The sequence below is a fragment of the Novosphingobium sp. ST904 genome (assembly GCF_001298105.1).
Taxonomy (GTDB): Bacteria; Pseudomonadota; Alphaproteobacteria; order Sphingomonadales; family Sphingomonadaceae; genus Novosphingobium.
In genome coordinates this window covers 21,091-44,445 of sequence record NZ_LGJH01000132.1, presented here as the reverse complement: position 1 = coordinate 44,445, position 23,355 = coordinate 21,091, and the positions used below count along the sequence as shown (strand labels likewise).

Sequence of the window (23,355 nt, the reverse complement as noted above, 5' to 3'; positions counted from 1 at the left end):
CTTCCGGTATCAGGCGACGGAGCGCAGGCACGTGCCGCAAACACCGGCGATCGACGCGCGACCAATGGTCGGACCAGCCTTCGCGGCATTGACCATGGCCGACACGCCAGCGGCCTCCGCGCCATACCTTGCGACGACGCCCACGAACTCTTCGACGTCATGCCCCCGCATCACAAACGCAGGAGTTCCGTCCTGTTTGAACTTGGGCATGCCGAACTCGTCGAGCTTCTGGGCGCAGTGATAAAGCTCGTGCTCTACCAGGGCGCAGAACGATGGATCGTCCATTCCGGCGGCAGCGGGCGCGCTGAATGTCAGCAGGAAGTCCGGCATCCCGTCGAACCATTCCTCCACCTGCTGGATCGCCCGAGCGCGCTGCCACTTGCCCATAGCCATGGGGGGCATCAGCTCAGCCTGCCCAATGACCGCGCGCAACTGCTTGCTGTTGTCGCAGTTGGTCCACAGCACGCCAAGAGCGGCATCCCGCAGGTGGACATGCTCGATGTTGAACAGCGGGCTCGCCTCATCGAGGAACGTGGCGCGAATCCACTCCAGCAGTTCCGGCGCGGGGACGAACCGGTCCAGCATTTCGAGATCAGACAGCGTAGCGAGGTCGTGGGGTGGGTACGGGCGATTCATCGCGCAGCCTCCTCCCGAAGGAACCGCTTCCGTTCCGCTGCCATGCGCTTCGCCCCGATCGCCTTGCGCCAGGCGAGCACCGTGGACTTGCCCCAGATCTGTTCGACCCGGCGCCATCCGTGCTTCTTGAACTTCTCCATGAACTCGGGGGGGATGGGCTTCGGTGCGGAGGTGGGCAGGAGCTTACTCTTCGACATCGGAGGCCTCGTCTTCATCAACAATTGCAAACCCGTGGGAGGCGGCGAGCTTGAAGTGCTCGAATGCGCTCTCACGGGCTTCAGGGGTGGCGCGGTTCCAGGCGCGGACGATCAGGGTGCAGAGCGTGCTGTCCTTGTCGTCGTCCGCGAAGTTGGCCCCGGTCTCGTAGCGGCGCTGGGTCACATGCTCGCGGAGGGCGTTCACCGGCAGGTGGTCGGTGCTGGCGCGCTTGAGCAGGGGTAGGGCTTCATCCTGGGGCAGCGAGGCGACCGCGGCGTAGTGGTCTACCGACAGCGTGCGGTCGCGCAGGGCCGGGGGGAACGTGGTCGCGGCCTTGAGTGCGTCCTTCAGGCGCTTCGGGGCGAGGCCGAGGTTCTCGCTCAGGAAGTCGAAGCCGGATTGGGTCAGGTATCCAGCCTCTTTGCCCTCAGCCATCCAGTCGGCTAAAAGCCAGTCGCATTCCCGGCGCTGGTCGGCGAGGCCACGGCCGCGCTCGATCCATTCCTCTTGGGTGGTCGCCGGGGCGCCAGCAGAGATGATGGTGGTGAGCGCGTTCATGCCGCCGTCTCCCGGCGAACGCGCGCCGTGTAAGTGCCGTCCTGATGGCGCCAGAGATAGCTGCGGGTCTCGGCGATCTCCTTCCAGCGGATGGGCAGGGCGTCGATCTCCGTTTGGTCGCACTGGCCGGCGGCGAGGCGGGCCATGGTCTCGTCCATCCGGGCCTCAAGCTCTCGGCGGACAGCGGTCTCGGCGCGGCGCCTGACATGAACGGGGTCGTCGTTCCGCTTCCAGCCTTGCATGAGGGAGATGCACTCGGCGATCGAGGGGAACCACTCGCACTTCGCCGTCGCCTGGTCAGCGAGATAGCTGATCTGGTCCGTCGGGTATCCGCCCAGCTTCTTCTGGTAGGCTGAGATCAGAAGCTTGCCGCTCACGTCGTCGGAGTTCCGCTTGGGCAGGACCGCCAGCATCACCCGGAGGCACTGGTTGAAGTGATCGCGGTCACATGGTTCGAGCGTGGGCAAGGGCGCTACCGCCAAAGCCTGCGCCGCCGCCAGCGTCTCGTCGTCGAGCCGGGCCATCAAAGTCGTCGAGTCCGAGTTGACGATCGAGTTCAGCGATTGCGCCGTCACGCGGCCTTGCGGCACTTCGCAAAGCAGGCGAGCCGCCGTTGTTCCGATTGCTTCCATTGCGATACCGTCCTTCGTCGTGTGCTTTGCGGAGCCAGTTGCGCCAGGTGGCGTCCCAGTCGGACTTGACGCCCTTCGCGCCGGGGGCGGCGCTGGCCCAGTCGCGGAATTTCGAGAGTTCCCGGTCCACCGCGCCGTCCGGCCAAGCCGAGACTTCGGTTGCGGTGCGGTCGTCGAGGTCGGCAGGCGACCAGTCAGCGGGAAGCCGGGTCCCCTTACGCGCACGCGGGGTTTGTGTTTTCGGGTGGGTATGGGTGGTGGGGTTAGAATTATTTTCATTGGGGAGGAGGGAAAGGGAGGGTTCCGGCGTGACAGTCTCAGGGACAGTCACGGCCTCGTCACGGGACTGTCCCGTGACATTCCCGTCCGTGTCACGGTCTCTGGCGCGCTGACGCCGCTTGCGCTCGCGCTCCACGGACCGCTTTTGCTCAAGAGCATCGTCGCGACCTTCCAGCGCGCGGACGGCAATAAGGATCGCCTCCATCGGTGCGCCTGCGGCAGACATTGCCTCCATGAGCTCAGACACCTTCACTGGTCGGCGCCTCCGAAATGTACCTCGATCCGGCCAGGCTTCTCGGGCTCGGCGAAATGGTAGTGGGGCCGGAACTTGCGATCATCGATGCCGAGGGCGTCAGCGATGCCGTCGCGGGCAGCCTTAAAGCTGGCGATCATGTTGTCGTCGTCGCGGAACCGGCGGTCAGGGGGATAGAAGGTGATCTTCACCGGGATTGACCCGGCCTCGGCCAGTTCTACGCCAATGGCTTTCACGCCAGGGCCGAGGGCGGCGCGCGCCAGAAGCGCAGCCTCTTGCCGAGCATTGCGCTTGACGCGTGAGGTCCGCAACCAGTGCGACCGCGCATTCGGCGACAGGCGCTTGTCCGGCCAGGGAAGGGAGATCACCCGGCTCACTGGCGCGTAGCCTTCGGCTGCTCGACAAGCTCGGTCATGCCATACCGGCGCGCCTCGGCTTCAAGCATGGCGAGCTTGCGGCGCGCGGCCTCGATCTGCCCAGGCAGGTAGCAGCGTCGCCGGTATTCGCTTTCGGACATTGCGGTCACAGCGCACTCCAGTCGATGGCCGGCTTGTCAATTCCGCGAGCGCGCATGTCGGCGCGCATCTGGTCGGCGGTGGCGCGGATCAGGGCACGGTCATCGGCAGCACGGGTCTTGGCCCGGCGGCGGCGCAGTGCCTCAGCGCCGGGGCGTTCGACTGGCTCCGTGATGACGACGGGCGCCGGAGCGCGGCGGAAAAGCCGGGCCAGCATCAGTCGATACCCAGCGCGTTCTTGTAGGTGTCGAGCAGCATGTCCATCTCGCGGCGGTCATCCGGCTTCATCTTCCGGATGCGGACGATCTGGCGCATGATCTTGATATCGTATCCGACCGCCTTTCCTTCGTTGTAAACGTCGCGGATATCGTCCGAGATGCCCTTCTTCTCGTCCTCAAGACGCTCCACGCGCTCAATCAACAGGCGAAGGCGATCGTCAGCGGCGCGGTTCTCTTTGCGCTCGGTTCCGGGGATGGAGATTTGTGCGGTGTCGGGCATGTTGGTTCTCCGTGGGGGGCGGGTTAGGCCGCGCCCTTGATCTGGTCTGCTTCGAGGCAAATGGCCGTCAGGGCGGTCATCAGCGGACGGATGGTGTCGGCGAGCTGGCAGGTCTCGCGGTGGTCGCGGTGACGTCGGAAAGGGCCTCGGCGAACTGGCCCGCGAGGTTCGACAGTCGCGAAATCGTCGCGAGGTCGTTGGCGGGCTCCGCCTTGAGCGGCTTCACGCGCAGGCCGTAGAGGGCGAAAACTTCGTCCAGGGCGGTGATGTCGACGGCGAGGCTGTTGAGCGCGGTGTGCAGCTCAGGGACGCTCTCGCCAGTCAGCGCGCGATCGATCGTCTCGTACCGATGTCGATGGAATCGGCGAACGTTCCTTTGCCAACGGTGCGAAGGATTCGCGCCCAACCTGCTGAAATCGCTTTGGACACATCCGACTTGTCGTTCGAACGGACGAGACGGACATGATTGCTGCGCTGCGACATAAGGTCACCCATGAACAGTGCGTTGAAAGGAAAGGCCCTCGTCGCGGAGGGGGGGTGGGGTTCGGAACGACCGGACGGGCAGGGTCACGCCTTCGAGGGCAGGGGCCTGCGGGGCGTGGGTTGGGAGAGTGAAGGTGCGCATTCAGGCGGCCATCCCAGCGAACATGTCCTTCTGAGCCATCGCCGCCATTGCTGCTTGGTTCATCCAGACGACCTCAGTCCGCTCTTTGGCGCCATCGGCGAGAGCTTTGCGGGTGACGCGATGCCAACCGGAAAGCGCGTTATCGTAAAGATCGCAGGGGTAACCCGAAAGCATCACCATGCCGCGCAGGCCATCGAGGAAATCGAGCAAAGTCTCGTGATCGGTGTCGCTCAGTTCGTGCGCGTAGTCCTTCCCGGTGTCGGACCGCGTCTCGAAAACGTACGGAGGATCAACATAGTGCAGCGTCTCGGGGCTATCGTGCCCCGCCATCACATCGCAGGCGTCACGATTAAGAACGACGACGCCTTGCAGGCGATCGACAACATTCCTCAGACTTTCAGGGTAATTTACCCAATCGTGCGCGGGCGTGGTGCCGGAGCGGTTGCTGTTCGAGCGGAATCCGGTGAGGCGATTATGCCCATTGCTGCCGAAGCCCATGAACGACCTGATGATGAGGCGGCGAGCGCGCTCTACAGCGTCGTTGGTTTCCTCGTACGCGCCTTTGAACTCATCGGATGCAAAGGGTGTGAGGCGAATAGCGCGCACCAATTCCTCGGCACGATCGCTACGGAGGACCTGAAACAGGTTGACCACGTTCCCGTCGAGGTCATTCCAAATTTCCGCATAGGAACGCTCCTTGCGGATCAACACCGAACCGGCGCCACCAAAGGGTTCCACGTAGACACGATGCTTCGGCATCATGCTGATGATCCACGGAGCCAGCAGCCATTTGCCGCCGTGCCAGCGCAGAAGGGGGCGGTGGGGTTCAGCCATAGCTCAGGCTCCCATGATTTCTGGATTGGTCTGGACGGACCCGACACGGCGACGTTCGAGTTCTGCGATGAGATCAGCAGTGGACACGGTGTGGAGCGGTCCAACGTCTACGATCTCGATAGCGCGCGCTCGGTTCGGCGCCCGGCGGATGCGGCCCCGCTCTTCGAGGGCGCGCAGGCGATTGAACAGTGTGCCTCTGGAGTTGATGCGCAGGTGCGACATCATCTCGTCGAAGCTCGGCGCTACTCCGCCCGTGCTCTCGATATAGCCCGTAAGGTAGGAGAGCAGGCGGCTTTGCTTTGTGGTGAGGCCGATCATGCGGCGGCATCCCGAGGCTCGACGATCATTTCGCTAGGCTTCGTCTTCCCACCAGTCGCATCGCTGATCTTCACAGCCAGCGGAAGCGAGGGCTGCCTTTGACCGTAGACGATCTTACGAATGGTGGTTTCCGCTTCGCCAACGCGATTGGCGAACTCGGAGACGGCCACTTTCTCGGCCTTGAGATAGTCGAGCAGTTTCATGTGCTCTGATATGCCCAATATGGGCACATCCGGCAAGCCCAAAATGTGCCCAACTGGTCCACTATCGCATTATGCCCTTTCTGGGCACATAGGCCGCATGGCAGCGAACAATATAGCGGTGTTTCGGAAGCAGCGGGGCTTGTCTCAGACGGAGCTGGCCGAGCGCATCGGCACGACGCTCAACATGCTTGGCAAACTGGAGCGTGGCGACCGCTCCCTAGATCAAGCTTGGCTGGACAAGATTGGGGGCGCCCTTGGCGTTGCCCCTCATGAACTTATTGCCCCTGATGCGCCGGAAAAGCCGATCTCTTCTCTGTCCGTCGTGACCCCTTCCTCAGAAGAGGTCGTTCACATCCAGAAGCTGGACCTGTCCCTGTCGATGGGGCCCGGCACTCTCATCGAGGATTGGGTGGAAGCTGAGCCGGTCGCGTTCGATCTGGCGTTCATCCAGGCGATCACTCGCACACCATCGAGCCGTCTTAAGCTGGTCACCGGCATCGGCGATAGCATGTATCCGACGCTGAACTGGGGCGACGTGATCCTGATCGACACGACGGACCGCCAGTTGGCCCGTCAGGATGGGGTCTACTGGATCGATGTGTACGGTGCGGCAGGGCTCAAGCGTTTACGAAACGTTGGGAAGAACCGGGTACTCGTGATCTCTGACAACCCGACGGTGCCAGACATGGAGGTCGATGCGGCTGATCTGCGCATTCAAGGGCGGGCGATTTGGTTGGCGAGAGGAATTTGAGAGCTTTCAAATGTTGGCCCCGCAGTCGGCTCAGCTTGTCTCGGACCGCTGGCATAATCATGTGATGACCAGTAAAGCTTGCCCCAGGAGCTATACCATGCGAATCTTGGCACATGGGCAGGAAAGTGAGATCAGTGGCAACCCCGCCTGATAAAGGCCTTTCGACTTCGGACGCAGTAATCTTGGCAGGCGCAGTCGTGGGAATTCTCATCGGCATCAGCTTGTTGAGCTTTGAGGCTGCGGCCGCCGTCGGTGTCTTGGCACTGATCTTTGTGGTCTTTAAGATATTAACGACCAAGGTCTAGGCTTCGCTGGCGCCGTTCCACCGATGGATGGATCACACGAACTATTCGACGATTTGCCTCTTCCCAAGCTCCGTCGATCATCTTCCGGTCGATCGCCACGTCAACCACCATCAGCTGTCCGACTGCTAGCGGGAGCCCCGTCTGTTGAGCGTTCAAGGCTTCAACAAACTCACTGTCTTCAATGTCAGCGCTCCAGGTGCTTTCACCTTCCCCAAACTTCCACCGCGGCTTGAGGTCTCCTTCTTTGAGGCTTGCCCTTAGGATCTTCACCCGAACGCTCGTCTGCACCTCTGTTTTCTTTTCGGACGGGTGGACCTTCGTAGGTGCTGGGAGGGCATAAGAATCGAAATCTTGACGGCGAATAATGACCTGCGGTCCCCCTTGTCGGGGAGATCGGTCGATACCGATCGCTTTCACTCGCTCGTCTCTTTTAGCTTCCTGCACAAGGTTGTGCTGGCGAGCTAAAACGTCAGTTTCCTGCATGGCTTTGACAACGCGATCGGCAATGTCTTGTTTGTCCTTATCAGAAATCTCGGCAAAATCTTTGTGGCCCAAAAATTCGAGAATCTTGTTTCCACTGTCGGCTTGTAAATGAAGGGCGGGTCCCATGGCGAAAAAGGCCAAAACCGCCGACACAATGGCGCCCAAGGCCTTTCTGTCGCCGGTCTTCAATGCCTTCACGGCATTACTTAACCACAGCGAACCTTCTTCCGTCTGGATCAACTCGACGTCAAAATCCACGCCTGGAGCAACTGCTGCTCCAATGTCCTTAATGATCGCAACCCACTCTATAGCCGATCTGGCTACGACTTCCAGGTCGACATGTTCCCCTTTCGGGATGTCAAAATATAAGCTCAGCGGCGCGTCAGTCATTCTTCGTTTCTCAACAACCTGAGTCTTGAAGTCGAATCATTTCTTGATGTTAGCCTCAGTGGATAGCAACAAGTTGCGATGCCGATCCACCAATTGTCACTCCCCATCGTTGGCGCGGACTACCCCAACAAAGGGAAAAGCCCCGGTCGCCGTTTCGAGATTGCCCTCTGCGCACCAGGCGATCCGCTAGAACTCCGGCCGGAGCCCGACAACCCGGCCGACGAGCACGCAATTGCCGTCTACTCGGAGCGAGGCGTGCAGCTGGGCTACATATCGTCCCAGCGCGCCGTCCGCGTCGCCCAGTTGATCCGGCAGGGCCATACCGTCACCGCCATCTTTCAGGAGGCGACGCGTTTCGGCGCGGTCGCCCGCGTTTCGTTCGACGGGGCGGTGCCGGAGTTGCCGCTGCCAGCTCCCCCGCCGGAAGTGCCGACGACAGGATTCGATCCTGACCCGGATTGGTATCCTGATGAGGTCTGGCCAGACTAAATACAAATGTGCCCTCTTGGGGCATATTTTAATTATTGACATATGCCCAAATAGGGCACATCAAATCTCCATCAGCCCAGCAGTGAGCCGCAAGCGCAGACCTGCCGGGACCACCGATGGAGACCCCAATGGGCATTCATTCCCGTTTCACTGCTGAGGTTCGCCGCGCCGAGTGGCACGAAACCCCGGCTGTCCTGGCGGTAATCGCCAACATCGACATCTACGATCTGTTCCTGCGCCGCCCGTGCCTTGTCATGGGCGCCGACCAGCTCGTAATCACCGGTGAGCCCGTCGAAGTTCTCGACCGCCTGCGCGCCGAGCATGCTTCGAACACCATGGGCAGCTTCGAGAACGCCGCCGACAAGCGCGCGTACATCGCCGCCATGGGGCCGGACGCTCGGGCTGTGCTCGCTAACTGCTTCGGCGATCCCCACAAGTTCAACGGGTACTCGGAATACGAGGCTACCGCGATGTGGCGGTGGGACTTCGAAGCTCGGGGGATTGCGGCATGATCCAAGCCATCCCTCTCGCAATCGACATGTTCGTGTCGTTCGACCAGTCCGATGAAGGAACCAACCTGGGGCTGGACCTCAAGGTCCGCTTCGAGGACGGCGAGTTCTACATCGACGACGCCATTGTCACCGAACCTGCCACCGGCATCTACAGCGCTCGCAAGGAAGTCGCTCCGAACTGGCTCTATCGCCTGATCGAAGCTGATGCTGGTGTGTGCGCTGCCGCCGAGAAGGCTTGGTCGGAGCATCAGGAATATCTCGCTGGGCAGGCCGATGACGACCGCCACGAGGATCGGAGGCTTTCAGCGTGACCCGCCTCGCACAGATTGAAGCGTCGCAGGCTGACCAGATCGGCAAGCTCCGGGGCATCCTCGAATGCCTCGTTGGAGCCATCCGCGAGCCTGAGACCAATCCCGTCCGTGGCGCCTACCTCAACTACATGTTGGGCAGGGCTGACGATGTTCTCGCTGCTGGCCTGATAGCTGGCATGGAAGAGGGGTGCGCCTGATGGCCCGCATAGCTTTCGCCACTATCCTCTGCACCGCAATGCTCTTCGGTGTCGATGCATGGGCTTCATGGCTCATGGAAACCGATCACCAGACGCGGGAGGTTGTGCTCTCGCCCTGGTTTACGGTTCTGGCGATTGGCGGCGCGATTTTCGTCTGCTTTGCAGCCGCCGCCGCTTGCTACGCACTCATCGTTTCCGCCTCCCGCCCGTCGGGTCGCCGGCGAGCGGGGAGGGCGAATAATGCTCACCCGCTCGCCCCTTCGAGACATGGCGATGCTCGCCTTCATCCTAACCGTTTCTGCCAGCCTCGGCGCTCTCTGGGCGCACCTGATGGCCTGGCACTGAGAAGGACACGCACATGAACGCGATTTCCAACATTGAGCCGTCGCCGCTGGCCAAGCTGCGCGAGCCGTTCTCGGCTGATCACATTTCGAAGCTGCCCAAGGAAACGCGGGCGCAGATCGACGCGCGCAAGACCAACAAGAACCTGATGGTGTGGAACTGCAAGGAATGCGGCAACCACCACCACAAGGACGCGGTGCACCTCGATTACGTGGGCCATGCCGCGCTGACGCACCGCCTGCTCGACACTGACCCGGAATGGTTCTGGGAGCCGGTTGCGTTCGGGCAGGATGGCCTCCCGGCACTGGACCGCAACGGCGGCCTCTGGATCAGGCTGACCGTGCTGGGCGTAACCCGTCTCGGATACGGCGATGCCGACGGCAAGCAGGGCGGCAACGCCATCAAGGAAGCTATCGGCGATGCGCTCCGCAATGCCGCCATGCGCTTCGGCGCCGCGCTGGACCTTTGGCACAAGGGCGACCTCCACGGCGACGACGGCGAGCATGCTGACGAGGGCAGCAAGCAGCAGCCCGGCAGTCGCGATAGCGAAGCGCGCGAGCAAGGTATGCCTGACGCCGCTTGGGCGAAGCTGGCCAACCTGATGAAGGCCACCAGCACGAACCCCGGCGCGCTGGTTGACCACTACAAGGTCAAGGACCTGCGCCAGCTCAACAGCCGTCAATACAACGAGGTGATCGATCGCCTCGAACAGCGTCTTGCCGAAGCGGCGAAGGCCGAAACCAACCGCACCGCCACCGGCACCGACCTTGCCGACGACGAAATCCCTTACTGAGAGGCGACCGAACCATGATGTACAAGTCGAGCAAGGGCGACAAAGAGATCGCCTCCATGCCGCTCCCCTACGCGAAGAACGCGCTGAACAAGCTGGTTCGCGACGAGCCGGAGCGGAAGGCCGAAATCGACGCTCTTCAGGAGCACGTTGATCGCCTGACCGCTGAGGCCGATGCGAACGCGCCGGGTGATGGCAATGATGCCAACCCGCGCGCCGTGATCGGTGGGAACAATCCCCCCGAGGAAACTCCGGCACCGAAGGCTGATGGCCGCGCCGCGATCGACACCCATGTTGCCGACCTGCTGACCGAGGCCACGAATTGGGCGGACGGCGCGGCGATCGAGAACGATGGTCAGGCCGCTGCCGTTGGCAAGCTGCACCGCGACATGCAGACCGCCGTTGCACTGGTGAAGGACAACGCCACCACCGAGAAGAAGCCTCACAACGAGGCTATTGCCGAAATCCAGGCATGGCAGAACGGCTACGTCGCCAGCGGTCTCAAGGGCACACCGGACGGCAAGCTGACGAAGGCCATCGCCGCGACCGGTCGCCTGTCCGCCGCCTGGCTGCAGAAGGCCGAGGACGAGCGCAAGGCGCGCGAGAAAGCTACCGCCGATGCCGCTCTAGTTGCTGCGCAGGAGGCTATGACCCTCCGTGCCGAGGCAAAGGAGGCCACGGACCTCGCCGTCATGGACCGAGCCGAAGACGCCCTCGCCGGGGCCAAGGCCCTGCTGCGTGAAGCTGAGGGCGTCGCGAAGGAGAAGGTCCGCGTCGATGCTGGCGAGGGCCAGCGCGCCATGACTCTCCGTTCGGTCTGGCATGCCGATCTGATCGACGCCCCGAACAGCTGGGCGCTCGCCTACGGCCACTACAAGCAGAACCCCGAGTTCATGGCCGAATTCCACGGTCTGATCCAGCGCTGGGCAAGCCGTGACGCCCGCGTTGAGGCGACCCGCGTGCGCGGAATCCCCGGTTTCGTCATCCGTGAAGAGAAGGTGGTCTGACCATGCCTGGTTATCCCGGCCACATCGTGACCCGATTCCTCGCACTCGTCGATCAGACCACGATCACACGCGATGGGTGCTGGATCTGGTGCGGCAGCGGGAAGGGTAATGGATACGGCTCGTTCAACCTGAATGGGAAGACGGAATGCGCCCATCGCGCGGCGTACATCCTCTTCAATCATGAGCACCCCGGTCGGTTGGATGTCTGCCATCGGTGCGACAATCGCGCCTGCGTGAACCCGGACCACCTGTTTCTCGGAACCCGGCTTGAGAACATGCAGGACTGCATGCGCAAGGGTCGGACAGCGCGAGGCGAAAGGCTCAATCCCCGCAAGGGCGAGAATGGTCCGGCTGCGAAGCTGAATTGGGATCAGGTGCGCGCGATCCGCGCCTCGACCGAACCAGCCCGAGCGCTCGCCGCGAGGTACGGCGTCTCGTCCGACAACATCAATCGCATTCGTCGAAACGAAACATGGAAGGCAGCCTGATATGGCCAGCGTCAACAAGGTAATTTTGCTTGGCAATATGTGCGCCGACGCGGAGGTGAAATCCTTCCAGTCTGGTGGCCGTATCGCCAACCTCCGCATCGCCACGAACGAGAGCTGGCGCGACAAACAGTCCGGGGAGCGCAAGGAGCGCGTCGATTACCACTCGGTCGTGATCCAGTCGGAGGGCTTGGTCGGCGTCATTGAACAGTACACCCGCAAGGGATCGAAGCTGTACCTCGAAGGTCAGTTGAGAACCAGAAAATGGACCGACCAGGCGGGAAATGACCGTTACTCGACCGAAATCGCCGTGGGCGGGATCGGCGGCAAGGTCGTCCTGCTGGATAGCCCGCGCGGCGACGGCGAAGGGCAGGGCGGCCGCCAGCAGCGCGGCAACGGCCAGCGCGAGGGCAATGACCGTGGCGGGCAGCGCACCGGTGGCAACTGGGGCCGCCAGTCGGGCGACAAGGAGGTTTACAACTCCGGTCGTGGTGGCTGGCAGGATGGCGGCGATGGCAGCCGTGGATCGGCCGCAAGCAACTGGGGCAACGATGGCGGCTTCGGGGACGATCTCGACGACGACATCCCGTTCATTACCGATCGGAGCATCTGGTGATGCTGGGCGCTGTGCTGATTGCCGCGTCTGAGCGCAATGACGAACCAGAGAAGTTCGACTTCGGTTCCCCGGAAGACGTTCTCATCGAAGTTCTTGCCCACGACAATGCGGACCAGACTCTTCCGCATTGGCCTTTCCACACCATCGAAACCTGCATGGTGATCGGCGGTGTCGATGGTGTCACCGGAGCGGCAAGCTACGAGAGCAGCTATGGGGGGTTCCTCGACTACACGGTGCAGGACCTGATCGATTGCCCGGGTGAAGGATGGTGGGTCGTGGAGGGCGTCACCGGCGATTACCGTAAGGGCGATGGCTGGACCACTGACGATGACATGCGGTTTGATTGCAAAGGCTTCCGCCGCGCAACCGCCGCAGAAATCGCGGAGGCCTGAATATGGCGCTCCCACCCCGCAAGTTCAAAGAGCCCGCGCCCAAGAAGGAAAAGCGCGAAAGCCGCTGGAAGTCTCAGGCGCACCTTGCGTTCGTCCGGTCCTTCCACTGCGCTTGGCCCGGCTGCCAGCGCGCGCCGATCGAGGCGGCACACGTCCGCAACGGAAGCGGGGCGGGCATGTCCCAGAAGCCCGACGATTGGCGTGCAGTTCCGCTGTGCGGCCGTGACCTCGACTTCATCGGACACCACCAGCAGCAGCACCAGATCGGCGAGCAGTCATTCTGGCGCGCCTACCAGGTCGCATCCGGCCAGACGGTAGACCAGCTCATCGAAAGCCTGTGCGACGCCTCGCCGCGCCGCCAGCAGATCAGGGAGGTTCGCAATGGCTAAGCAAGGCGGCCAGACGGTCACGCTCGCCAACCCTTCAGTGCGCGCACTTGCTCACCGGCTGATCGACGCTGCGCCCGCCGGTGCCGTGGTCAACATCAAGGAAGCAGCGCGAACTAGCGACCAAAACGCAAAGCTCTGGGCAATGTTGTCCGACATCGCCCGAGCCAAGCCGCAGGGCCGCGTCCTGACCACGGAAGTCTGGAAGGCGCTCTTCATGAACGCCGCCGGGTTCACCTGCACCTTCGAGCCGACGCTCGACGGGCAGGGCGTGATCCCTCTCGGGTTCAAGTCGAGCCGCCTCAGCAAGGCCGAGTTCTCGGATCTGATCGAGGCGATCCACTGCTTCGCTGCAGAACACGGCATCCAGTTTACCGATCCTATCGAGAGGAAAGTCGCATGAGCTGGTCCCCGCAACAGGATGCCGCCATTCGCTCCGTGCGTGGCTGGCTAGCCGATCCCAAAGGCGCGCAGGTCTATCGCCTGTTCGGCTACGCGGGCACGGGCAAGACGACGCTCGCCAAGGAACTCGCTGGGAGCGTCAAGGGCAAGGTGCTCTATGCCACATTCACTGGCAAGGCCGCCCTGGTCCTGCGCAAGAAAGGCTGCGAGGGCGCCTCGACGATCCATTCCCTGATCTATCAGGTCGAAGTGGACGATCGCACCGGGATCGCCGAGTTCAAGCTGAACGATCAAAGCGCGCTGGCCGATGCCGCCCTGCTGATCGTGGACGAGGTGTCCATGGTAGGCGAGGACTTGGCGCGCGACCTGCTCAGCTTCGGCACCCGCATTCTTGTGCTGGGCGATCCCGCCCAGCTGCCGCCGGTGAAGGGCGAGGGCTTCTTCATCAACGCCGAGCCGGACGCGATGCTGACTGAGGTGCACCGCCAGGCTCAGGACAACCCTATCATTCGCATGTCGATGGAGATCCGCGAGGGCAAGCGCCTGGCGCCGGGCCGCTACGGCGATAGCCTCATCACGACGAGCCGCGCGCTGGGCCGTGACGGACTTGGCGAACTCGTACTCGGTGCCGACCAGCTGCTCTGCGGCCTGAACCGCACCCGCACGTCGTACAACCACCGCATGCGGGAAATGAAGGGCCTGCGTGGCGCGGACAAGCCGTGGCACCCGGCCGTCGGCGATCGCCTGATCTGCCTGCGCAACGACAAGACGCACAACATCTTTAACGGCGGCCTCTGGTCGGCGGACACCATCGAGACGCTGGGCGGCAAGCTGGCGGTCACCGTTGAATCGCTCGACGAGAAGCGCGACCCAATCAAAGTCGAGGTCTTCGAAGAGTTCTTCAACGGCACCGAGCAGAACATCCCTTGGCAGGAGAAGCGCGGCACCCAGGAGTTCACCTTCGGGTGGGCCATCACCTGCCACAAATCGCAGGGCTCCCAGTGGGACAACGTGCTGATCTTCGACGAGAGCGGTTCGTTCCGTGAGGCCCGCAAGAACTGGCTCTACACGGCGGTCACGCGCGCCGCCGAGCAGGTCACGGTGATCGTATGAGGCTTTCAGTCACCAAGTGCGGCTTCGATCGCAGCAATCTTGCTGGTCATCGCGGCGTTCAACTCATTAGCGCTGATCCCATGGTGGGCTTGCCGATGACAGTTTGGGCAAATGCCAGCCATATGTCGAGGGTCGTCGGGACCACCGTCGCTACCCTGCGGATGTGATGGGGCTCCAGGTACGGCTTTCCCGCGGCATTTATAAAGGGCGCCTCGGACCCACAGCACTCACATGTACCATTGGCTCGCGCCAGAACGTAATTTTTTACCTCAGCGCTGCGACGATACACGCTTCGAGTTGCCTGGCCGGTTTTGGTGCTCGGAGCAGCTGCAGCGAATGCTCTCCTCCGCAGATCCAACAGAGTGTTGTCGTTAGCGGCTATCAGACCTTCGGATTCCGCATCATCGTCCTGCGCTTCGCTTTCGCTGATGCAATGTGCAGGGACAAGCAGGAAGACAATGGCGTTTCGCCATTCGCCATTTTTATCTTTCTGGCGCTCAGTCTCCCAACCGGCACAGAAAAACTGCCCAATGTAACGCACAGCAGCGCCTTTTTTGGTCTGTTCGAAGATCAAGATATCGCGGCCGTTTTGCACATGATCTCGAATGGCGCGATTGCCACTGTCCATTTTCATTTCGCCAGTCTGGCCTTTGCCCGTGTAGCGGAGGGAGCCGTCAGGCATCCACTTGTCTCCGTACCCGACGATCTTCGCTCTGTGGCCGGTGAAGATGAAAATCGCCGGCGTGTCACGCGGAGTGGAAATACCTCCCTGCTGCTGTCCGCCAAACTTCGCGTGGATGAAAGCACGTCGGCTGTAGAGCTGATTCTGAATAAAGGGCCATGTCATGTGCCCGACATGGAGCGAAATTCCTTAACGGCGCAAGTCGTAAGGACGGAGGCCGAGGCAGCATGACCCACATCGAAAAGATCGGGCCAGCCACGCTGCACTTGGGCGACTGTCGGGACACGCTGGCCAGCTTGCCCGAGAGCTCGGTCGACAGCATCGTCGCTGATGCGCCGTACGAGCTGGATTTCATGGGCCGGGCTTGGGACCGTACCGGCATCGCGTTCGACGTCGTGATGTGGAAGGCGGCGCTGCGAGTGCTCAAGCCGGGCGGGCACCTGCTCGCGTTCTCCCACGCCCGCACCTATCACCGCATGACCTGCGCGATCGAGAACGCTGGCTTCGAAATCCGCGACCAGATTATGTGGATCTATGGCTCGGGCTTCCCGAAGTCCCGGAACCTGCAGGGCGAGCGTGAAGGCTGGGGTACCGCGTTGAAGCCCGCGCATGAACCCATCGTCATGGCACGCAAGCCACTGATCGGCACCGTCGCGGCCAATGTGGAATCGCACGGAACCGGCGCGATCAATATCGACGGCTGCCGGGTGCCGACTGACGAGGCGCTGCGCGCTGGTGCGGGCGCATTCCGATGCGTCATGATCCCGAAGTACCGCGCGGGCGGGCAGGCGAGGCGAGCGCAACCGAGCGCTATGTCGATCGAGGCACGGCTGACTTTGCGGCGACGCCGGGACCGCGCGGTGGCGATGCGCGGGGACGCTGGCCTGCCAATGTCATGCATGACGGCAGCGACGAAGTTGTGGCCGCTTTTCCAGCGGCACCCGGCCAACAGGGCGACCTTAAATCGCACGCGAATTGCCGCCAATCGCCCAACGGCATCTTCGGTGGAATGCGTCCAGCGCTTGATCATCCGGCGCGCAAGGACTCGGGTACGGCCGCCCGGTTCTTCTACTGCGCAAAGGCCAGCAAGGCTGATCGAGACTCGGGCATGGAGGCATTTGAGCCGAAAGCTTTCGTGGCATTCCAGACCGCCAACGGCAGAGCGGCAAGGCCAGCAGCATCAGCGAGGGCCGCGACACACAGCACCGCAACACGCACCCGACGGTGAAGCCCACCGATCTGATGCGCTGGCTCGTCCGCCTGGTCACGCCGCCGGGCGGGTTGGTGCTCGATCCGTTCATGGGCAGCGGATCGACGGGCCGCGCCGCCATGTTGGAAGGCTTCGAATTCATCGGCTGCGAGCTGACGGCGGAGTACCTGCCGATCGCCGCCGCACGCATCAAGGCGGCACAGGACGAGGCCAACGAGGCAAGCCGCCAAGGCAACCTTTTCATCGGGAGTGCAGCATGACCCCCCATAGCATCGCCCGCTGGCCTGCAATGATGAAGCGCAAGACCGCGGCTGAATATTGCGACATGAGCGAAGCCGCTTTCGAACGCGAGATCATCGCTGGTCGCCTGCCTGCCGGCATCATGTTCGGAGGCCGGGAGCACTGGAGCAAGGAATCGCTCGACGCGGCGTTCGCCCGCCTGTCAGGCGATGCGGTTCCTGAGTATCGCCGCAAGGCGCTGGGGGATCATGCCAAGGCCGCCTAAATATCCCAAGCTCCTGCACGTCAAATACGTGCATTCGAAGGGCAACGTCTACGCCTACTTCAACACGGGCAAGACGAAGGCCAACGGCAACGCGATTTACGTGCGCCTTCCGCACCCGAGCACGACCGGCTTCTTCGACAGCTATGCGGCCATGAAGGGCGCGCGTACCAAGCGGGAGGCGGTCGGCTATCTCGTCGTTGATCTGGTCCGGGATTACGAAGCCTCAATGGAAAAGCGCGCCGATCTGGCTGAGGGGACCAAGGCCCTGTATCGCACCACCAACAAGCGCGTCGTCGAGCTGCTAGGAGAATACCCTGTCAACGACGTGCAGCCTTCTGACGTTCGTTTCATGCTTGAGAACCGGATGACGGGCGCTGGCGCGCACAACATATTCCTTTCGCTGATCCGCAACCTCTATTCCTGGGGCAGACAGAATGAGAAGACGACACTCGATCCTGCAAAAGACCTGAAGCCGCTCAAAATCGGTGAGCACGACCCATGGCCGGAGCCCATCCTGTTTGCAGGCTTGCGAGCTGAAGACGACCTCCTGCGCCTCGCTATCCATCTGCTCTACTACACCGGGCAGCGCATCAGCGACGTGATGAGGATGCGATGGTCCGACATTCTGGACGGCGAAATGCATGTGATCCAGCAGAAGACCAAAAAGGAAGTTACCCCACCTCTGCACCGCGATCTTGCTGCCGAGTTGGCGCGCACGCCGAAGCGCGGCTTCACAATCATTGCCACCGACAAGGGCGAGCCTGTGAAGGCGGCGTTTCTTCGCGAACGGATCAAGGATTTCACAAGGGCACAGGGCAAGGAATGTGTGCCTCATGGCCTGCGCAAGAACGCCGTCATCGCCCTCTTGGAGGCTGGCTGCACCGTGGCTGAGGTGTCTGCCATCACCGGCCAGACCTTCCAGATTGTGGAGAAGTACGCGTCGAAGGTGAACCGCCGTCGCCTTGGAAAGGCAGCCATTCTAAAGTTTGAGAACGCAAGCGGTACAGGAAAACCACTTGGAAAACTTTCGGAGGAACCGCGATGAATCAAGGATCTTGCGAACCCCTGCATAAAGAAAGCATAAAGGTGATGGCGCCCTCGCGCGCGTGGGACTAGGCGCCGGCATCATGAGCGAGACTTCCGGGCACCATGCCCCCAATGAAAGCCTCACGGCGCTGTCGATCGGCGCGATCGGGGTCGTTTTCGGCGATATCGGCACCTCGCCGCTCTATGCCCTGAAGGAAAGCTTCATCGGCCATCACCCGCTGGTGGTGGACCGCCTGCACATGTTCGGCGTGATCTCTCTGATGTTCTGGACGATGATGCTGATCGTCACGATCAAGTACGTCTTCATCATCCTGCGCGCGGACAACAACGGCGAGGGCGGCAGCCTTGCGCTTCTGGCGCTGATCGGGCGCAAGATCGGCAAGAACCGCTGGAGCCCGCTGATCGCGATGCTCGGCGTTATCGCGACGGCCCTGTTCTACGGCGATGCGATCATCACGCCCGCCGTTTCGGTGCTGTCGGCGGTGGAGGGGCTGACGGTGGTGAACCGGGAATTTTCCGCGTTCGTCGTGCCGATCGCGGTGGTGATCCTGATCGGGCTGTTCTCGGTCCAGTCCCACGGCACCGCCGCCATGGGCAAGCTGTTCGGGCCGATCATGATCGTCTATTTCCTCGTGCTGGCGGCGCTGGGCATCGCCTCGATCGCGCGGGCGCCCGAGGTCGTGTCGGCCCTGAGCCCGCACCATGCGGTAGAGTTCTTCATGGTGAACCCCAAGCTCGCCTTCCTCGCGCTTGGATCGGTGGTGCTGGCGGTGACGGGTGCCGAGGCGCTCTATGCGGACATGGGGCATTTCGGGCGCAAGGCGATCTCGATCTCCTGGCTCTACGTCGCTTTTCCCTGCCTCCTGCTCAATTACCTGGGACAGGCCTCGCTGGTCCTGCGCAATCCCGAGGCAATCAGCAATCCGTTCTTCTTCATGGCGCCGGACTGGGCGCGGCTGCCGCTCGTCGCGCTGGCGACGATGGCAACGATCATCGCCAGCCAGGCCGTGATCTCGGGCGCCTTCTCGGTTTCGCAGCAGGCGGTGCAGCTCGGTTTCCTGCCGCGGCTGAAGATCCTGCACACCAGCGCCAAGGCAGTGGGGCAGATCTACGTGCCGCTGGTGAACTGGGCGCTGCTGGTGATGGTGATCCTGCTGGTCCTGGGCTTCCGCAGTTCCGGCAACCTGGCGGCGGCTTACGGGATCGCGGTGACCGGGACGATGCTCATCACCGCCTGCCTGCTGGGGGTGCTGACCTTCACCGTGTGGAAATGGCACCCGCTGGTGGCCGGCGGGGTGACGCTGGGCTTCCTCTTCATCGACGGGCTCTACTTCGCTTCCAACGTCACCAAGATACCCGATGGCGGCTGGTTCCCGCTGCTGGTCGCGGCGGTGGTCTTCACCCTGCTGACCACCTGGGCGACCGGCCGCCGCCTCGTGCGCGAGAGGCTGCACGAGGATTCGATTCCGATCGAGGTCTTCCTGAAGTCGGTGGGCGAGCGGGTCCGGCGCGTGGCAGGCACTTCGGTGTTTCTTGCTTCCTCTGTCGAGGGGGTGCCGCCGGGCCTGCTGCACAATCTCAAGCACAACCATATCCTGCATGACCGCGTGGTGATCCTCACCGTCGCCAATCGCGGGGTGCCGCACGTCGGCGCCGAGGATCGCTGCGATGTCGAGGATCTCGGGCAGGGATTCTACCGGATGGTCCTGCGCTACGGGTTCATGGACGAGGCCGACATTCCCGCCGCGCTTGCCGCCGAGCACCGCGCGGGCGGCCCGTTCAAGCCGATGGAGACCAGTTATTTCCTCTCGCGCCAGACGCTTATCCCGTCGAGCCGACCCGGCATGGCGCTGTGGCGGGAAAAGCTCTTCGCCTCGATGGTCCGCAATGCGCAGAGCGCGATGGAGTTCTTCAAGCTGCCGACCAACCGCGTGATCGAACTGGGCAGCCAGCTTGAAATCTGACGGCACAAGCCATTGTGCTGTTGAGAATTAGTCGCAACTGCGATAGCACGGGCCCATGGTGATCCGTGCCGAATAGCTCTTCCACCCTGTCGCCCGCGCCTGAAACGGCCGATCCGGCTGCCGCGGCGCCCGCTGCTTCCGGCCAGTCCGCTTCCGGCCAGTCCGCTTCGGTCCAGTCCGCTTCGGTCCAGTCTCCGCAGCCGGTGTGGGCGCCCTCCGACGAGATCCTGCGGCGGGGACGTCCGGCGCGGCTGGCGTGGATGGCGCTGGGGCTGCTGCTGGTGGGGATCGGGGTGATCGGCATCTTCGTGCCGCTGCTGCCGACCACCGACTTCATGATCCTGGCGCTGCCCTGCTTCGCGCGGTCCTCGCCCCGGCTGGAGGCGTGGCTGCTCAATCATCCCCGGTTCGGACCGGGGCTGCGGGCATGGCGGGCGGAGCGGGCGATCCCGCGCCCGGCCAAGATCGCCTCCCTTGCCGGGATGACCATCGGTTTCGTCTCGTTCTGCCTGATCGCGCGCCCCGGGCCGCTTCCGGCGCTGGGCGTGGCGGCGGTGCTGCTGGGCTGCGCGACCTGGGTGATCCGGCGCCGCGAACCGCGCGGCGAGAGCTGAGGCCGGACCTTAACCGTCAGATCGGCCAGCCCTCGCGGCGATAGGCCGAATCCCAGAACATCCATTCGAAGCGGGTGGCATTGCGGAATGCGGTGGCCATGGCGGCGCGGGTGGCGGGGGCGGCGTTGGCGGCGGCTTCGTCCACCAGGGCGCGCACGCGCGCGGTCGCTCGCCGAACGAAGGGGCTGCGTAAGTGTCGATCCATGCCGCATAGGGATTGGGCGAGGCAGCGCGCGGCTTGATGTCGCAGCCGACTTCCCAGTAGACCCAGAAGCAGGGCAGGATGCCCGCGATCAGTTCCTCGTAACTGCGCGTGGCGGCAAGGGTGGCGAGATAGCCGGTGTAGCCGAGGCAGGCCGGAGTCGCTTCGCTGTCCTGTGCCATCCGTGCCGTTACGCCGAACCGGGCGAAGAACGCCTGGTGCAGCGCTTCCTCGACCTGCACCGCCACTTTGGCACCGTCCGAGAATTCCAGCCGGCCCGCCGCCGTGGGTGCGCGGGCGGCCGCGATGGCCAGCACGCGTGCATATTCGGCAAGGTAGAGGCTGTCCTGCACGATGTAGTGGCGGAAGCTCTCCGCCTCCAGCGTGCCGCCCGCCAGTTCGGCAAGGAACGGATGCGCGAGGATCGACCGGCGCAGCGGGGCGACCTCGTCCCAGATGGCGTCGCAGAAGCTCATGGCGTTTCGTCCTTGAAGATGGCGCCCGGCGTGAAGGCGAAAGTCATCGAGCCGCAGCAGTGCATGTCCCTATTCCTCCGCCGGTATGAGCCGGATCAGGTTCGCGGGTTTGCGGACTGGGAACGGCCCCGATCCGCCTCTCAGCCCGGACAGCGCCAGGACACCCCGTGGGTTGAAGATGGCACGGCGACCTAGGAAAAGGCGCGAGCCGCGTCAACGGCCGGTGGACGGCGATTGACGCGGCACCGGCTCTCGGCGATGTGCGGGGAAACACGGGCACGGGTTCGATCAAATTGGGGAATCGATGAGAATCGTCATCATCGACGACAGCGGGCTGCGCGCGACGGTTCTCGAGGAGGGCCTGCGCGATGCGGGCTATGACGACATTCACATCGTTCCGCCGCGCGGCGCCTTCGTGGCCCGGCTTGAGCGGATGGCGCCCGATGTCGTCCTGATGGACCTCGCAGCCCCAGCCGCGACACGCTGGAGGAGATGCTCACCGTCAGCCGCGCGCTCGCCCGGCCGATTGCCATGTTCGTGGATCAGTCGGACGAGGCGATGATCGGTGCGGCCATCGATGCCGGGGTTTCGGCCTATGTCGTCGACGGGCTCCGCAAGGAACGGGTCAAGCCCGTGCTCGAACTGGCGGTGCGGCGCTTCAATGCCTTCGCACGGATACAGGCGGAACTGGACGAGGCGCGCACAGCCTTGTCCGACCGCAAGGTGATCGACCGGGCGAAGTCGATCCTGATGGCGCAGCGCAGCCTCTCCGAACAGGAAGCCTATGCGCTGCTGCGCTCTGGTGCGATGAACCAGGGCAAGAAGATCGTGGACGTGGCGCAGGCGCTCATCACCGCCAGCGACCTGCTGGGAGGCGGAATATGACGACGGACCTGCGCATCGCCTTCCTGCCGCTGAACGACGTGGCGGTGCTTGCCGCCGCGCGGGAACGGGGGTTTGCCGAGGAGGAAGGGCTCGCACTGGACCTGCTGCGCACGACGAGCTGGGCAACCTTGCGGGACCGGCTGGTCTATGGGCAGGTGCAGGCCGCGCACATGCTGGCGCCGCTCGCCGTCGCGGTGACGCTGGGGCTCAGCCAGCAGCCCGCCGCGCTTGCCGCGCCCTACAAGCTGGGCGTCAACGGCAACATGCTGGTCATGGCGAAGGATTTCGCCGCCGCGCTCTATCCCGATCCGGCCAGCCGCCTCGCCGATCCGCTGGGCACGGCGCACGATTTCGCCGGGGCCATCGGCCTCTGGCGCCGCAAGCCGGTGATCGGCGTGGTCCATCGCTTCTCCAGCCATGCGCTCATGCTGCGCTACTGGCTGGCGAGCGCGGGCGTCGATCCCGACCGGGACGTGGTGCTGCGGGTGCTGCCGCCCTCGCTGATGGTGGAGGCGCTGCTGGCGGCAGAGATCGACGGTTTCATCGCGGGCGAGCCCTGGGGCAGCGCCGCGATCGAGGCGGGCCTTGCCGAAACCGTGGCGGTGGGGGAGCGGATCTGGCGCCGCGGCGTGGAAAAGGTGCTCGCCTTCCGCCAGAACTGGCTGGAAGAGAACCCCGAAACCGTCGACCGGCTGCTGCGCGCGCTGGCGCGGGCCGCCGCGTGGTGCGATGCGCCGGAGAACCACGATGCGCTGGCGCACCTGTTGTCCGATCCCCGCTATCTCGACCAGCCGGCCGATCTCATCCAGCGCGCGCTGACCGGGCAGATCGTGGCGCGGGCGGGAGATGCGCCGATCTCCAATCCCGATTTCATGCTGTTCTCGCGCGAGGCGACGCCGTTTCCCTGGCGCAGCCAGGCGCTGTGGATCTATTCGCAACTCGCGCGCTGGGGCATGGTCGAACATACGCCCGAGAATGCGGCGAGGGCGGGGGCGGTATTCCGTCCGGACGTGTTCCGCCGCGCTCTGGCGGGCAGCGACATGCCGATGCCGGGCGCCAGCATGAAGCTGGAAGGCGCGGTGGCGGCGCCGCTCGCCGTGGGTTCGCGTCAGGGCGACCTGACGCTGGGGCCGGACAGCTTCTTCGACGGGCGCGTGTTCGATCCCGAACGGATCGAGGACTATCTTGCGGGCTTCGCCAAGCCGGATTGACCGGTTCGTTCCAGCGGCGGCGATTGCGCCCTTGCGGAA

The 23,355-nt window shown here is 63.3% G+C and carries 34 protein-coding genes, 2 pseudogenes and 1 riboswitch; of the genes and pseudogenes, 21 read left to right on the top strand and 15 right to left on the bottom strand.

Features of this window, described 5'->3' with window-relative positions; all coding sequences use genetic code 11:
• Positions 1-9: 9 nt before the first annotated feature.
• From ADT71_RS08785 to ADT71_RS08740, 12 genes are all read right to left on the bottom strand, one after another.
• Positions 10-585 (bottom strand): putative metallopeptidase, encoded by a 576-nt coding sequence (locus tag ADT71_RS08785; protein ID WP_231635742.1) that lies wholly within the window; start codon positions 583-585, stop codon positions 10-12.
• A gap of 47 nt (positions 586-632) precedes the next feature.
• Positions 633-833 carry a hypothetical protein gene (locus tag ADT71_RS31255; protein ID WP_132469709.1) on the bottom strand — a complete coding sequence of 67 codons (201 nt, stop codon included), beginning with the start codon at positions 831-833 and terminating at the stop codon, positions 633-635.
• Positions 820-1,392, bottom strand: a complete 573-nt coding sequence (locus ADT71_RS08780; protein WP_054436274.1) for a hypothetical protein — start codon at positions 1,390-1,392, stop codon at positions 820-822. The genes ADT71_RS31255 and ADT71_RS08780 overlap by 14 nt, the downstream gene beginning before the upstream one ends.
• Positions 1,389-2,024: a hypothetical protein gene (locus tag ADT71_RS08775; protein ID WP_054436273.1), complete on the bottom strand. Its 636-nt coding sequence runs from the start codon at positions 2,022-2,024 to the stop codon at positions 1,389-1,391. The genes ADT71_RS08780 and ADT71_RS08775 overlap by 4 nt, the downstream gene beginning before the upstream one ends.
• Positions 2,025-2,552: 528 nt before the next feature.
• Entirely contained in the window at positions 2,553-2,933 is a 381-nt protein-coding gene (locus ADT71_RS08770; RefSeq protein WP_054436272.1) for a hypothetical protein, read from the bottom strand.
• The gene (locus ADT71_RS31250) at positions 2,930-3,082 is read right to left on the bottom strand and encodes a hypothetical protein (RefSeq protein ID WP_156336527.1); all 153 of its coding nucleotides are present in this window, start codon (positions 3,080-3,082) and stop codon (positions 2,930-2,932) included. The genes ADT71_RS08770 and ADT71_RS31250 overlap by 4 nt, the downstream gene beginning before the upstream one ends.
• Positions 3,079-3,288: a hypothetical protein gene (locus ADT71_RS08765; protein ID WP_054436271.1), complete on the bottom strand. Its 210-nt coding sequence runs from the start codon at positions 3,286-3,288 to the stop codon at positions 3,079-3,081. Before ADT71_RS08765 ends, ADT71_RS31250 begins: the two co-directional genes overlap by 4 nt.
• Entirely contained in the window at positions 3,288-3,569 is a 282-nt protein-coding gene (locus ADT71_RS08760) for a DUF2312 domain-containing protein (RefSeq protein WP_054436270.1), read from the bottom strand. The genes ADT71_RS08765 and ADT71_RS08760 overlap by 1 nt, the downstream gene beginning before the upstream one ends.
• A gap of 79 nt (positions 3,570-3,648) precedes the next feature.
• Positions 3,649-3,975 carry a hypothetical protein gene (locus ADT71_RS08755; RefSeq protein WP_054436269.1) on the bottom strand — a complete coding sequence of 109 codons (327 nt, stop codon included), beginning with the start codon at positions 3,973-3,975 and terminating at the stop codon, positions 3,649-3,651.
• Positions 3,976-4,194: 219 nt separating this feature from the next.
• Complete coding sequence (locus ADT71_RS08750; protein ID WP_054436268.1) at positions 4,195-5,028, bottom strand: DNA adenine methylase; 834 nt, start codon at positions 5,026-5,028, stop codon at positions 4,195-4,197.
• Between the two features lie 3 nt (positions 5,029-5,031).
• On the bottom strand, positions 5,032-5,346 hold the full coding sequence (locus ADT71_RS08745; protein ID WP_054436267.1) for a hypothetical protein: 315 nt from the start codon (positions 5,344-5,346) through the stop codon (positions 5,032-5,034).
• Entirely contained in the window at positions 5,343-5,549 is a 207-nt protein-coding gene (locus tag ADT71_RS08740) for a helix-turn-helix transcriptional regulator (RefSeq protein WP_054436266.1), read from the bottom strand. Before ADT71_RS08740 ends, ADT71_RS08745 begins: the two co-directional genes overlap by 4 nt.
• Here ADT71_RS08740 and ADT71_RS08735 point away from each other — a divergent pair.
• Positions 5,548-6,300 (top strand): S24 family peptidase, encoded by a 753-nt coding sequence (locus ADT71_RS08735; protein ID WP_082370238.1) that lies wholly within the window; start codon positions 5,548-5,550, stop codon positions 6,298-6,300. The two genes, ADT71_RS08740 and ADT71_RS08735, sit on opposite strands and share 2 nt — an antisense overlap.
• 287 nt (positions 6,301-6,587) lie before the next feature.
• Here the strand turns inward: ADT71_RS08735 and ADT71_RS08730 are convergent, their stop codons facing one another.
• Complete coding sequence (locus ADT71_RS08730) at positions 6,588-7,478, bottom strand: hypothetical protein (RefSeq protein ID WP_054436264.1); 891 nt, start codon at positions 7,476-7,478, stop codon at positions 6,588-6,590.
• 78 nt (positions 7,479-7,556) lie between these two features.
• Between ADT71_RS08730 and ADT71_RS08725 the strand changes: the two genes are divergently transcribed.
• From ADT71_RS08725 to ADT71_RS08670, 12 genes are all read left to right on the top strand, one after another.
• Entirely contained in the window at positions 7,557-7,967 is a 411-nt protein-coding gene (locus tag ADT71_RS08725) for an HIRAN domain-containing protein (RefSeq protein ID WP_082370237.1), read from the top strand.
• A 128-nt stretch (positions 7,968-8,095) separates the two neighbouring features.
• Positions 8,096-8,479 carry a hypothetical protein gene (locus ADT71_RS08720; protein WP_054436263.1) on the top strand — a complete coding sequence of 128 codons (384 nt, stop codon included), beginning with the start codon at positions 8,096-8,098 and terminating at the stop codon, positions 8,477-8,479.
• Positions 8,476-8,790 carry a hypothetical protein gene (locus ADT71_RS08715; RefSeq protein ID WP_054436262.1) on the top strand — a complete coding sequence of 105 codons (315 nt, stop codon included), beginning with the start codon at positions 8,476-8,478 and terminating at the stop codon, positions 8,788-8,790. Before ADT71_RS08720 ends, ADT71_RS08715 begins: the two co-directional genes overlap by 4 nt.
• On the top strand, positions 8,787-8,987 hold the full coding sequence (locus ADT71_RS08710) for a hypothetical protein (protein ID WP_054436261.1): 201 nt from the start codon (positions 8,787-8,789) through the stop codon (positions 8,985-8,987). Before ADT71_RS08715 ends, ADT71_RS08710 begins: the two co-directional genes overlap by 4 nt.
• Positions 8,988-9,345: 358 nt before the next feature.
• Positions 9,346-10,122: a hypothetical protein gene (locus ADT71_RS32020; protein WP_197282963.1), complete on the top strand. Its 777-nt coding sequence runs from the start codon at positions 9,346-9,348 to the stop codon at positions 10,120-10,122.
• A 14-nt stretch (positions 10,123-10,136) separates the two neighbouring features.
• Positions 10,137-11,126: a hypothetical protein gene (locus ADT71_RS08700; RefSeq protein ID WP_132469706.1), complete on the top strand. Its 990-nt coding sequence runs from the start codon at positions 10,137-10,139 to the stop codon at positions 11,124-11,126.
• A 2-nt stretch (positions 11,127-11,128) separates the two neighbouring features.
• Positions 11,129-11,614, top strand: a complete 486-nt coding sequence (locus tag ADT71_RS08695; protein ID WP_054436259.1) for an HNH endonuclease signature motif containing protein — start codon at positions 11,129-11,131, stop codon at positions 11,612-11,614.
• Position 11,615: 1 nt separating this feature from the next.
• A complete protein-coding gene (ssb, locus tag ADT71_RS08690) occupies positions 11,616-12,227 on the top strand; it encodes a single-stranded DNA-binding protein (RefSeq protein WP_054436258.1) in 612 nt (203 codons plus the stop codon).
• Complete coding sequence (locus ADT71_RS08685; RefSeq protein WP_132469705.1) at positions 12,224-12,619, top strand: hypothetical protein; 396 nt, start codon at positions 12,224-12,226, stop codon at positions 12,617-12,619. The genes ssb and ADT71_RS08685 overlap by 4 nt, the downstream gene beginning before the upstream one ends.
• 2 nt (positions 12,620-12,621) lie before the next feature.
• Complete coding sequence (locus ADT71_RS08680; protein WP_054436256.1) at positions 12,622-13,008, top strand: hypothetical protein; 387 nt, start codon at positions 12,622-12,624, stop codon at positions 13,006-13,008.
• Positions 13,001-13,408, top strand: a complete 408-nt coding sequence (locus ADT71_RS08675; protein WP_054436255.1) for a recombination protein NinB — start codon at positions 13,001-13,003, stop codon at positions 13,406-13,408. Before ADT71_RS08680 ends, ADT71_RS08675 begins: the two co-directional genes overlap by 8 nt.
• Positions 13,405-14,520, top strand: coding sequence for an ATP-dependent RecD-like DNA helicase (locus tag ADT71_RS08670; RefSeq protein WP_054436254.1), 1,116 nt, complete (start codon positions 13,405-13,407; stop codon positions 14,518-14,520). Before ADT71_RS08675 ends, ADT71_RS08670 begins: the two co-directional genes overlap by 4 nt.
• Positions 14,521-14,578: 58 nt before the next feature.
• Here ADT71_RS08670 and ADT71_RS08665 read toward each other — a convergent pair whose 3' ends face one another.
• Positions 14,579-15,367 carry an HNH endonuclease gene (locus ADT71_RS08665; RefSeq protein ID WP_054436253.1) on the bottom strand — a complete coding sequence of 263 codons (789 nt, stop codon included), beginning with the start codon at positions 15,365-15,367 and terminating at the stop codon, positions 14,579-14,581.
• Between ADT71_RS08665 and ADT71_RS35570 the strand changes: the two are divergent.
• From ADT71_RS35570 to ADT71_RS35565, 6 genes and pseudogenes are all read left to right on the top strand, one after another.
• Positions 15,361-15,828, top strand: a pseudogene (locus ADT71_RS35570) (DNA methyltransferase); the annotation flags it as partial. The gene ADT71_RS08665 and the pseudogene ADT71_RS35570 sit on opposite strands and share 7 nt — an antisense overlap.
• Before the next feature lie 514 nt (positions 15,829-16,342).
• Positions 16,343-16,672 (top strand): DNA methyltransferase, encoded by a 330-nt coding sequence (locus ADT71_RS32015; protein WP_369818212.1) that lies wholly within the window; start codon positions 16,343-16,345, stop codon positions 16,670-16,672.
• A complete protein-coding gene (locus ADT71_RS31245; protein WP_132469703.1) occupies positions 16,669-16,917 on the top strand; it encodes a hypothetical protein in 249 nt (82 codons plus the stop codon). Before ADT71_RS32015 ends, ADT71_RS31245 begins: the two co-directional genes overlap by 4 nt.
• Positions 16,901-17,962, top strand: a complete 1,062-nt coding sequence (locus ADT71_RS08650; protein ID WP_165913309.1) for a tyrosine-type recombinase/integrase — start codon at positions 16,901-16,903, stop codon at positions 17,960-17,962. The genes ADT71_RS31245 and ADT71_RS08650 overlap by 17 nt, the downstream gene beginning before the upstream one ends.
• Before the next feature lie 82 nt (positions 17,963-18,044).
• Entirely contained in the window at positions 18,045-19,928 is a 1,884-nt protein-coding gene (locus tag ADT71_RS08645) for a potassium transporter Kup (protein WP_054436250.1), read from the top strand.
• A gap of 65 nt (positions 19,929-19,993) precedes the next feature.
• Positions 19,994-20,542: a YbaN family protein gene (locus ADT71_RS35565; protein ID WP_347812944.1), complete on the top strand. Its 549-nt coding sequence runs from the start codon at positions 19,994-19,996 to the stop codon at positions 20,540-20,542.
• A gap of 9 nt (positions 20,543-20,551) precedes the next feature.
• On the opposite strand, the gene ADT71_RS08635 is transcribed toward ADT71_RS35565, so the two are convergent.
• Positions 20,552-21,220, bottom strand: a complete 669-nt coding sequence (locus ADT71_RS08635; protein WP_231635741.1) for a TenA family protein — start codon at positions 21,218-21,220, stop codon at positions 20,552-20,554.
• Positions 21,221-21,275: 55 nt separating this feature from the next.
• Positions 21,276-21,398: riboswitch (TPP riboswitch) on the bottom strand.
• 126 nt (positions 21,399-21,524) lie between these two features.
• Between ADT71_RS08635 and ADT71_RS08630 the strand changes: the two are divergent.
• Positions 21,525-22,105, top strand: a pseudogene (locus ADT71_RS08630) (ANTAR domain-containing response regulator).
• Positions 22,102-23,316 carry an ABC transporter substrate-binding protein gene (locus tag ADT71_RS08625; RefSeq protein ID WP_054436249.1) on the top strand — a complete coding sequence of 405 codons (1,215 nt, stop codon included), beginning with the start codon at positions 22,102-22,104 and terminating at the stop codon, positions 23,314-23,316. Before ADT71_RS08630 ends, ADT71_RS08625 begins: the two are co-directional and overlap by 4 nt.
• The last annotated feature ends 39 nt before the right edge of the window (positions 23,317-23,355 follow it).

Bases quoted from the DNA above. Each gene is read 5' to 3' on its own strand.
- ADT71_RS08785 (WP_231635742.1), bottom strand. From the start codon at position 585: ATGCTGGACCGGTTCGTCCCCGCGCCGGAACTGCTGGAGTGGATTCGC.
- ADT71_RS31255 (WP_132469709.1), bottom strand. From the start codon at position 833: ATGTCGAAGAGTAAGCTCCTGCCCACCTCCGCACCGAAGCCCATCCCC.
- ADT71_RS08780 (WP_054436274.1), bottom strand. From the start codon at position 1,392: ATGAACGCGCTCACCACCATCATCTCTGCTGGCGCCCCGGCGACCACC.
- ADT71_RS08775 (WP_054436273.1), bottom strand. From the start codon at position 2,024: ATGGAAGCAATCGGAACAACGGCGGCTCGCCTGCTTTGCGAAGTGCCG.
- ADT71_RS08765 (WP_054436271.1), bottom strand. From the start codon at position 3,288: ATGCTGGCCCGGCTTTTCCGCCGCGCTCCGGCGCCCGTCGTCATCACG.
- ADT71_RS08760 (WP_054436270.1), bottom strand. From the start codon at position 3,569: ATGCCCGACACCGCACAAATCTCCATCCCCGGAACCGAGCGCAAAGAG.
- ADT71_RS08750 (WP_054436268.1), bottom strand. From the start codon at position 5,028: ATGGCTGAACCCCACCGCCCCCTTCTGCGCTGGCACGGCGGCAAATGG.
- ADT71_RS08745 (WP_054436267.1), bottom strand. From the start codon at position 5,346: ATGATCGGCCTCACCACAAAGCAAAGCCGCCTGCTCTCCTACCTTACG.
- ADT71_RS08735 (WP_082370238.1), top strand. From the start codon at position 5,548: ATGTGCTCTGATATGCCCAATATGGGCACATCCGGCAAGCCCAAAATG.
- ADT71_RS08740 (WP_054436266.1), bottom strand. From the start codon at position 5,549: ATGAAACTGCTCGACTATCTCAAGGCCGAGAAAGTGGCCGTCTCCGAG.
- ADT71_RS08730 (WP_054436264.1), bottom strand. From the start codon at position 7,478: ATGACTGACGCGCCGCTGAGCTTATATTTTGACATCCCGAAAGGGGAA.
- ADT71_RS08725 (WP_082370237.1), top strand. From the start codon at position 7,557: ATGCCGATCCACCAATTGTCACTCCCCATCGTTGGCGCGGACTACCCC.
- ADT71_RS08720 (WP_054436263.1), top strand. From the start codon at position 8,096: ATGGGCATTCATTCCCGTTTCACTGCTGAGGTTCGCCGCGCCGAGTGG.
- ADT71_RS08715 (WP_054436262.1), top strand. From the start codon at position 8,476: ATGATCCAAGCCATCCCTCTCGCAATCGACATGTTCGTGTCGTTCGAC.
- ADT71_RS32020 (WP_197282963.1), top strand. From the start codon at position 9,346: ATGAACGCGATTTCCAACATTGAGCCGTCGCCGCTGGCCAAGCTGCGC.
- ADT71_RS08700 (WP_132469706.1), top strand. From the start codon at position 10,137: ATGATGTACAAGTCGAGCAAGGGCGACAAAGAGATCGCCTCCATGCCG.
- ADT71_RS08695 (WP_054436259.1), top strand. From the start codon at position 11,129: ATGCCTGGTTATCCCGGCCACATCGTGACCCGATTCCTCGCACTCGTC.
- ssb (WP_054436258.1), top strand. From the start codon at position 11,616: ATGGCCAGCGTCAACAAGGTAATTTTGCTTGGCAATATGTGCGCCGAC.
- ADT71_RS08680 (WP_054436256.1), top strand. From the start codon at position 12,622: ATGGCGCTCCCACCCCGCAAGTTCAAAGAGCCCGCGCCCAAGAAGGAA.
- ADT71_RS08675 (WP_054436255.1), top strand. From the start codon at position 13,001: ATGGCTAAGCAAGGCGGCCAGACGGTCACGCTCGCCAACCCTTCAGTG.
- ADT71_RS08670 (WP_054436254.1), top strand. From the start codon at position 13,405: ATGAGCTGGTCCCCGCAACAGGATGCCGCCATTCGCTCCGTGCGTGGC.
- ADT71_RS08665 (WP_054436253.1), bottom strand. From the start codon at position 15,367: ATGACATGGCCCTTTATTCAGAATCAGCTCTACAGCCGACGTGCTTTC.
- ADT71_RS31245 (WP_132469703.1), top strand. From the start codon at position 16,669: ATGACCCCCCATAGCATCGCCCGCTGGCCTGCAATGATGAAGCGCAAG.
- ADT71_RS08650 (WP_165913309.1), top strand. From the start codon at position 16,901: ATGCCAAGGCCGCCTAAATATCCCAAGCTCCTGCACGTCAAATACGTG.
- ADT71_RS08645 (WP_054436250.1), top strand. From the start codon at position 18,045: ATGAGCGAGACTTCCGGGCACCATGCCCCCAATGAAAGCCTCACGGCG.
- ADT71_RS08635 (WP_231635741.1), bottom strand. From the start codon at position 21,220: ATGAGCTTCTGCGACGCCATCTGGGACGAGGTCGCCCCGCTGCGCCGG.
- ADT71_RS08625 (WP_054436249.1), top strand. From the start codon at position 22,102: ATGACGACGGACCTGCGCATCGCCTTCCTGCCGCTGAACGACGTGGCG.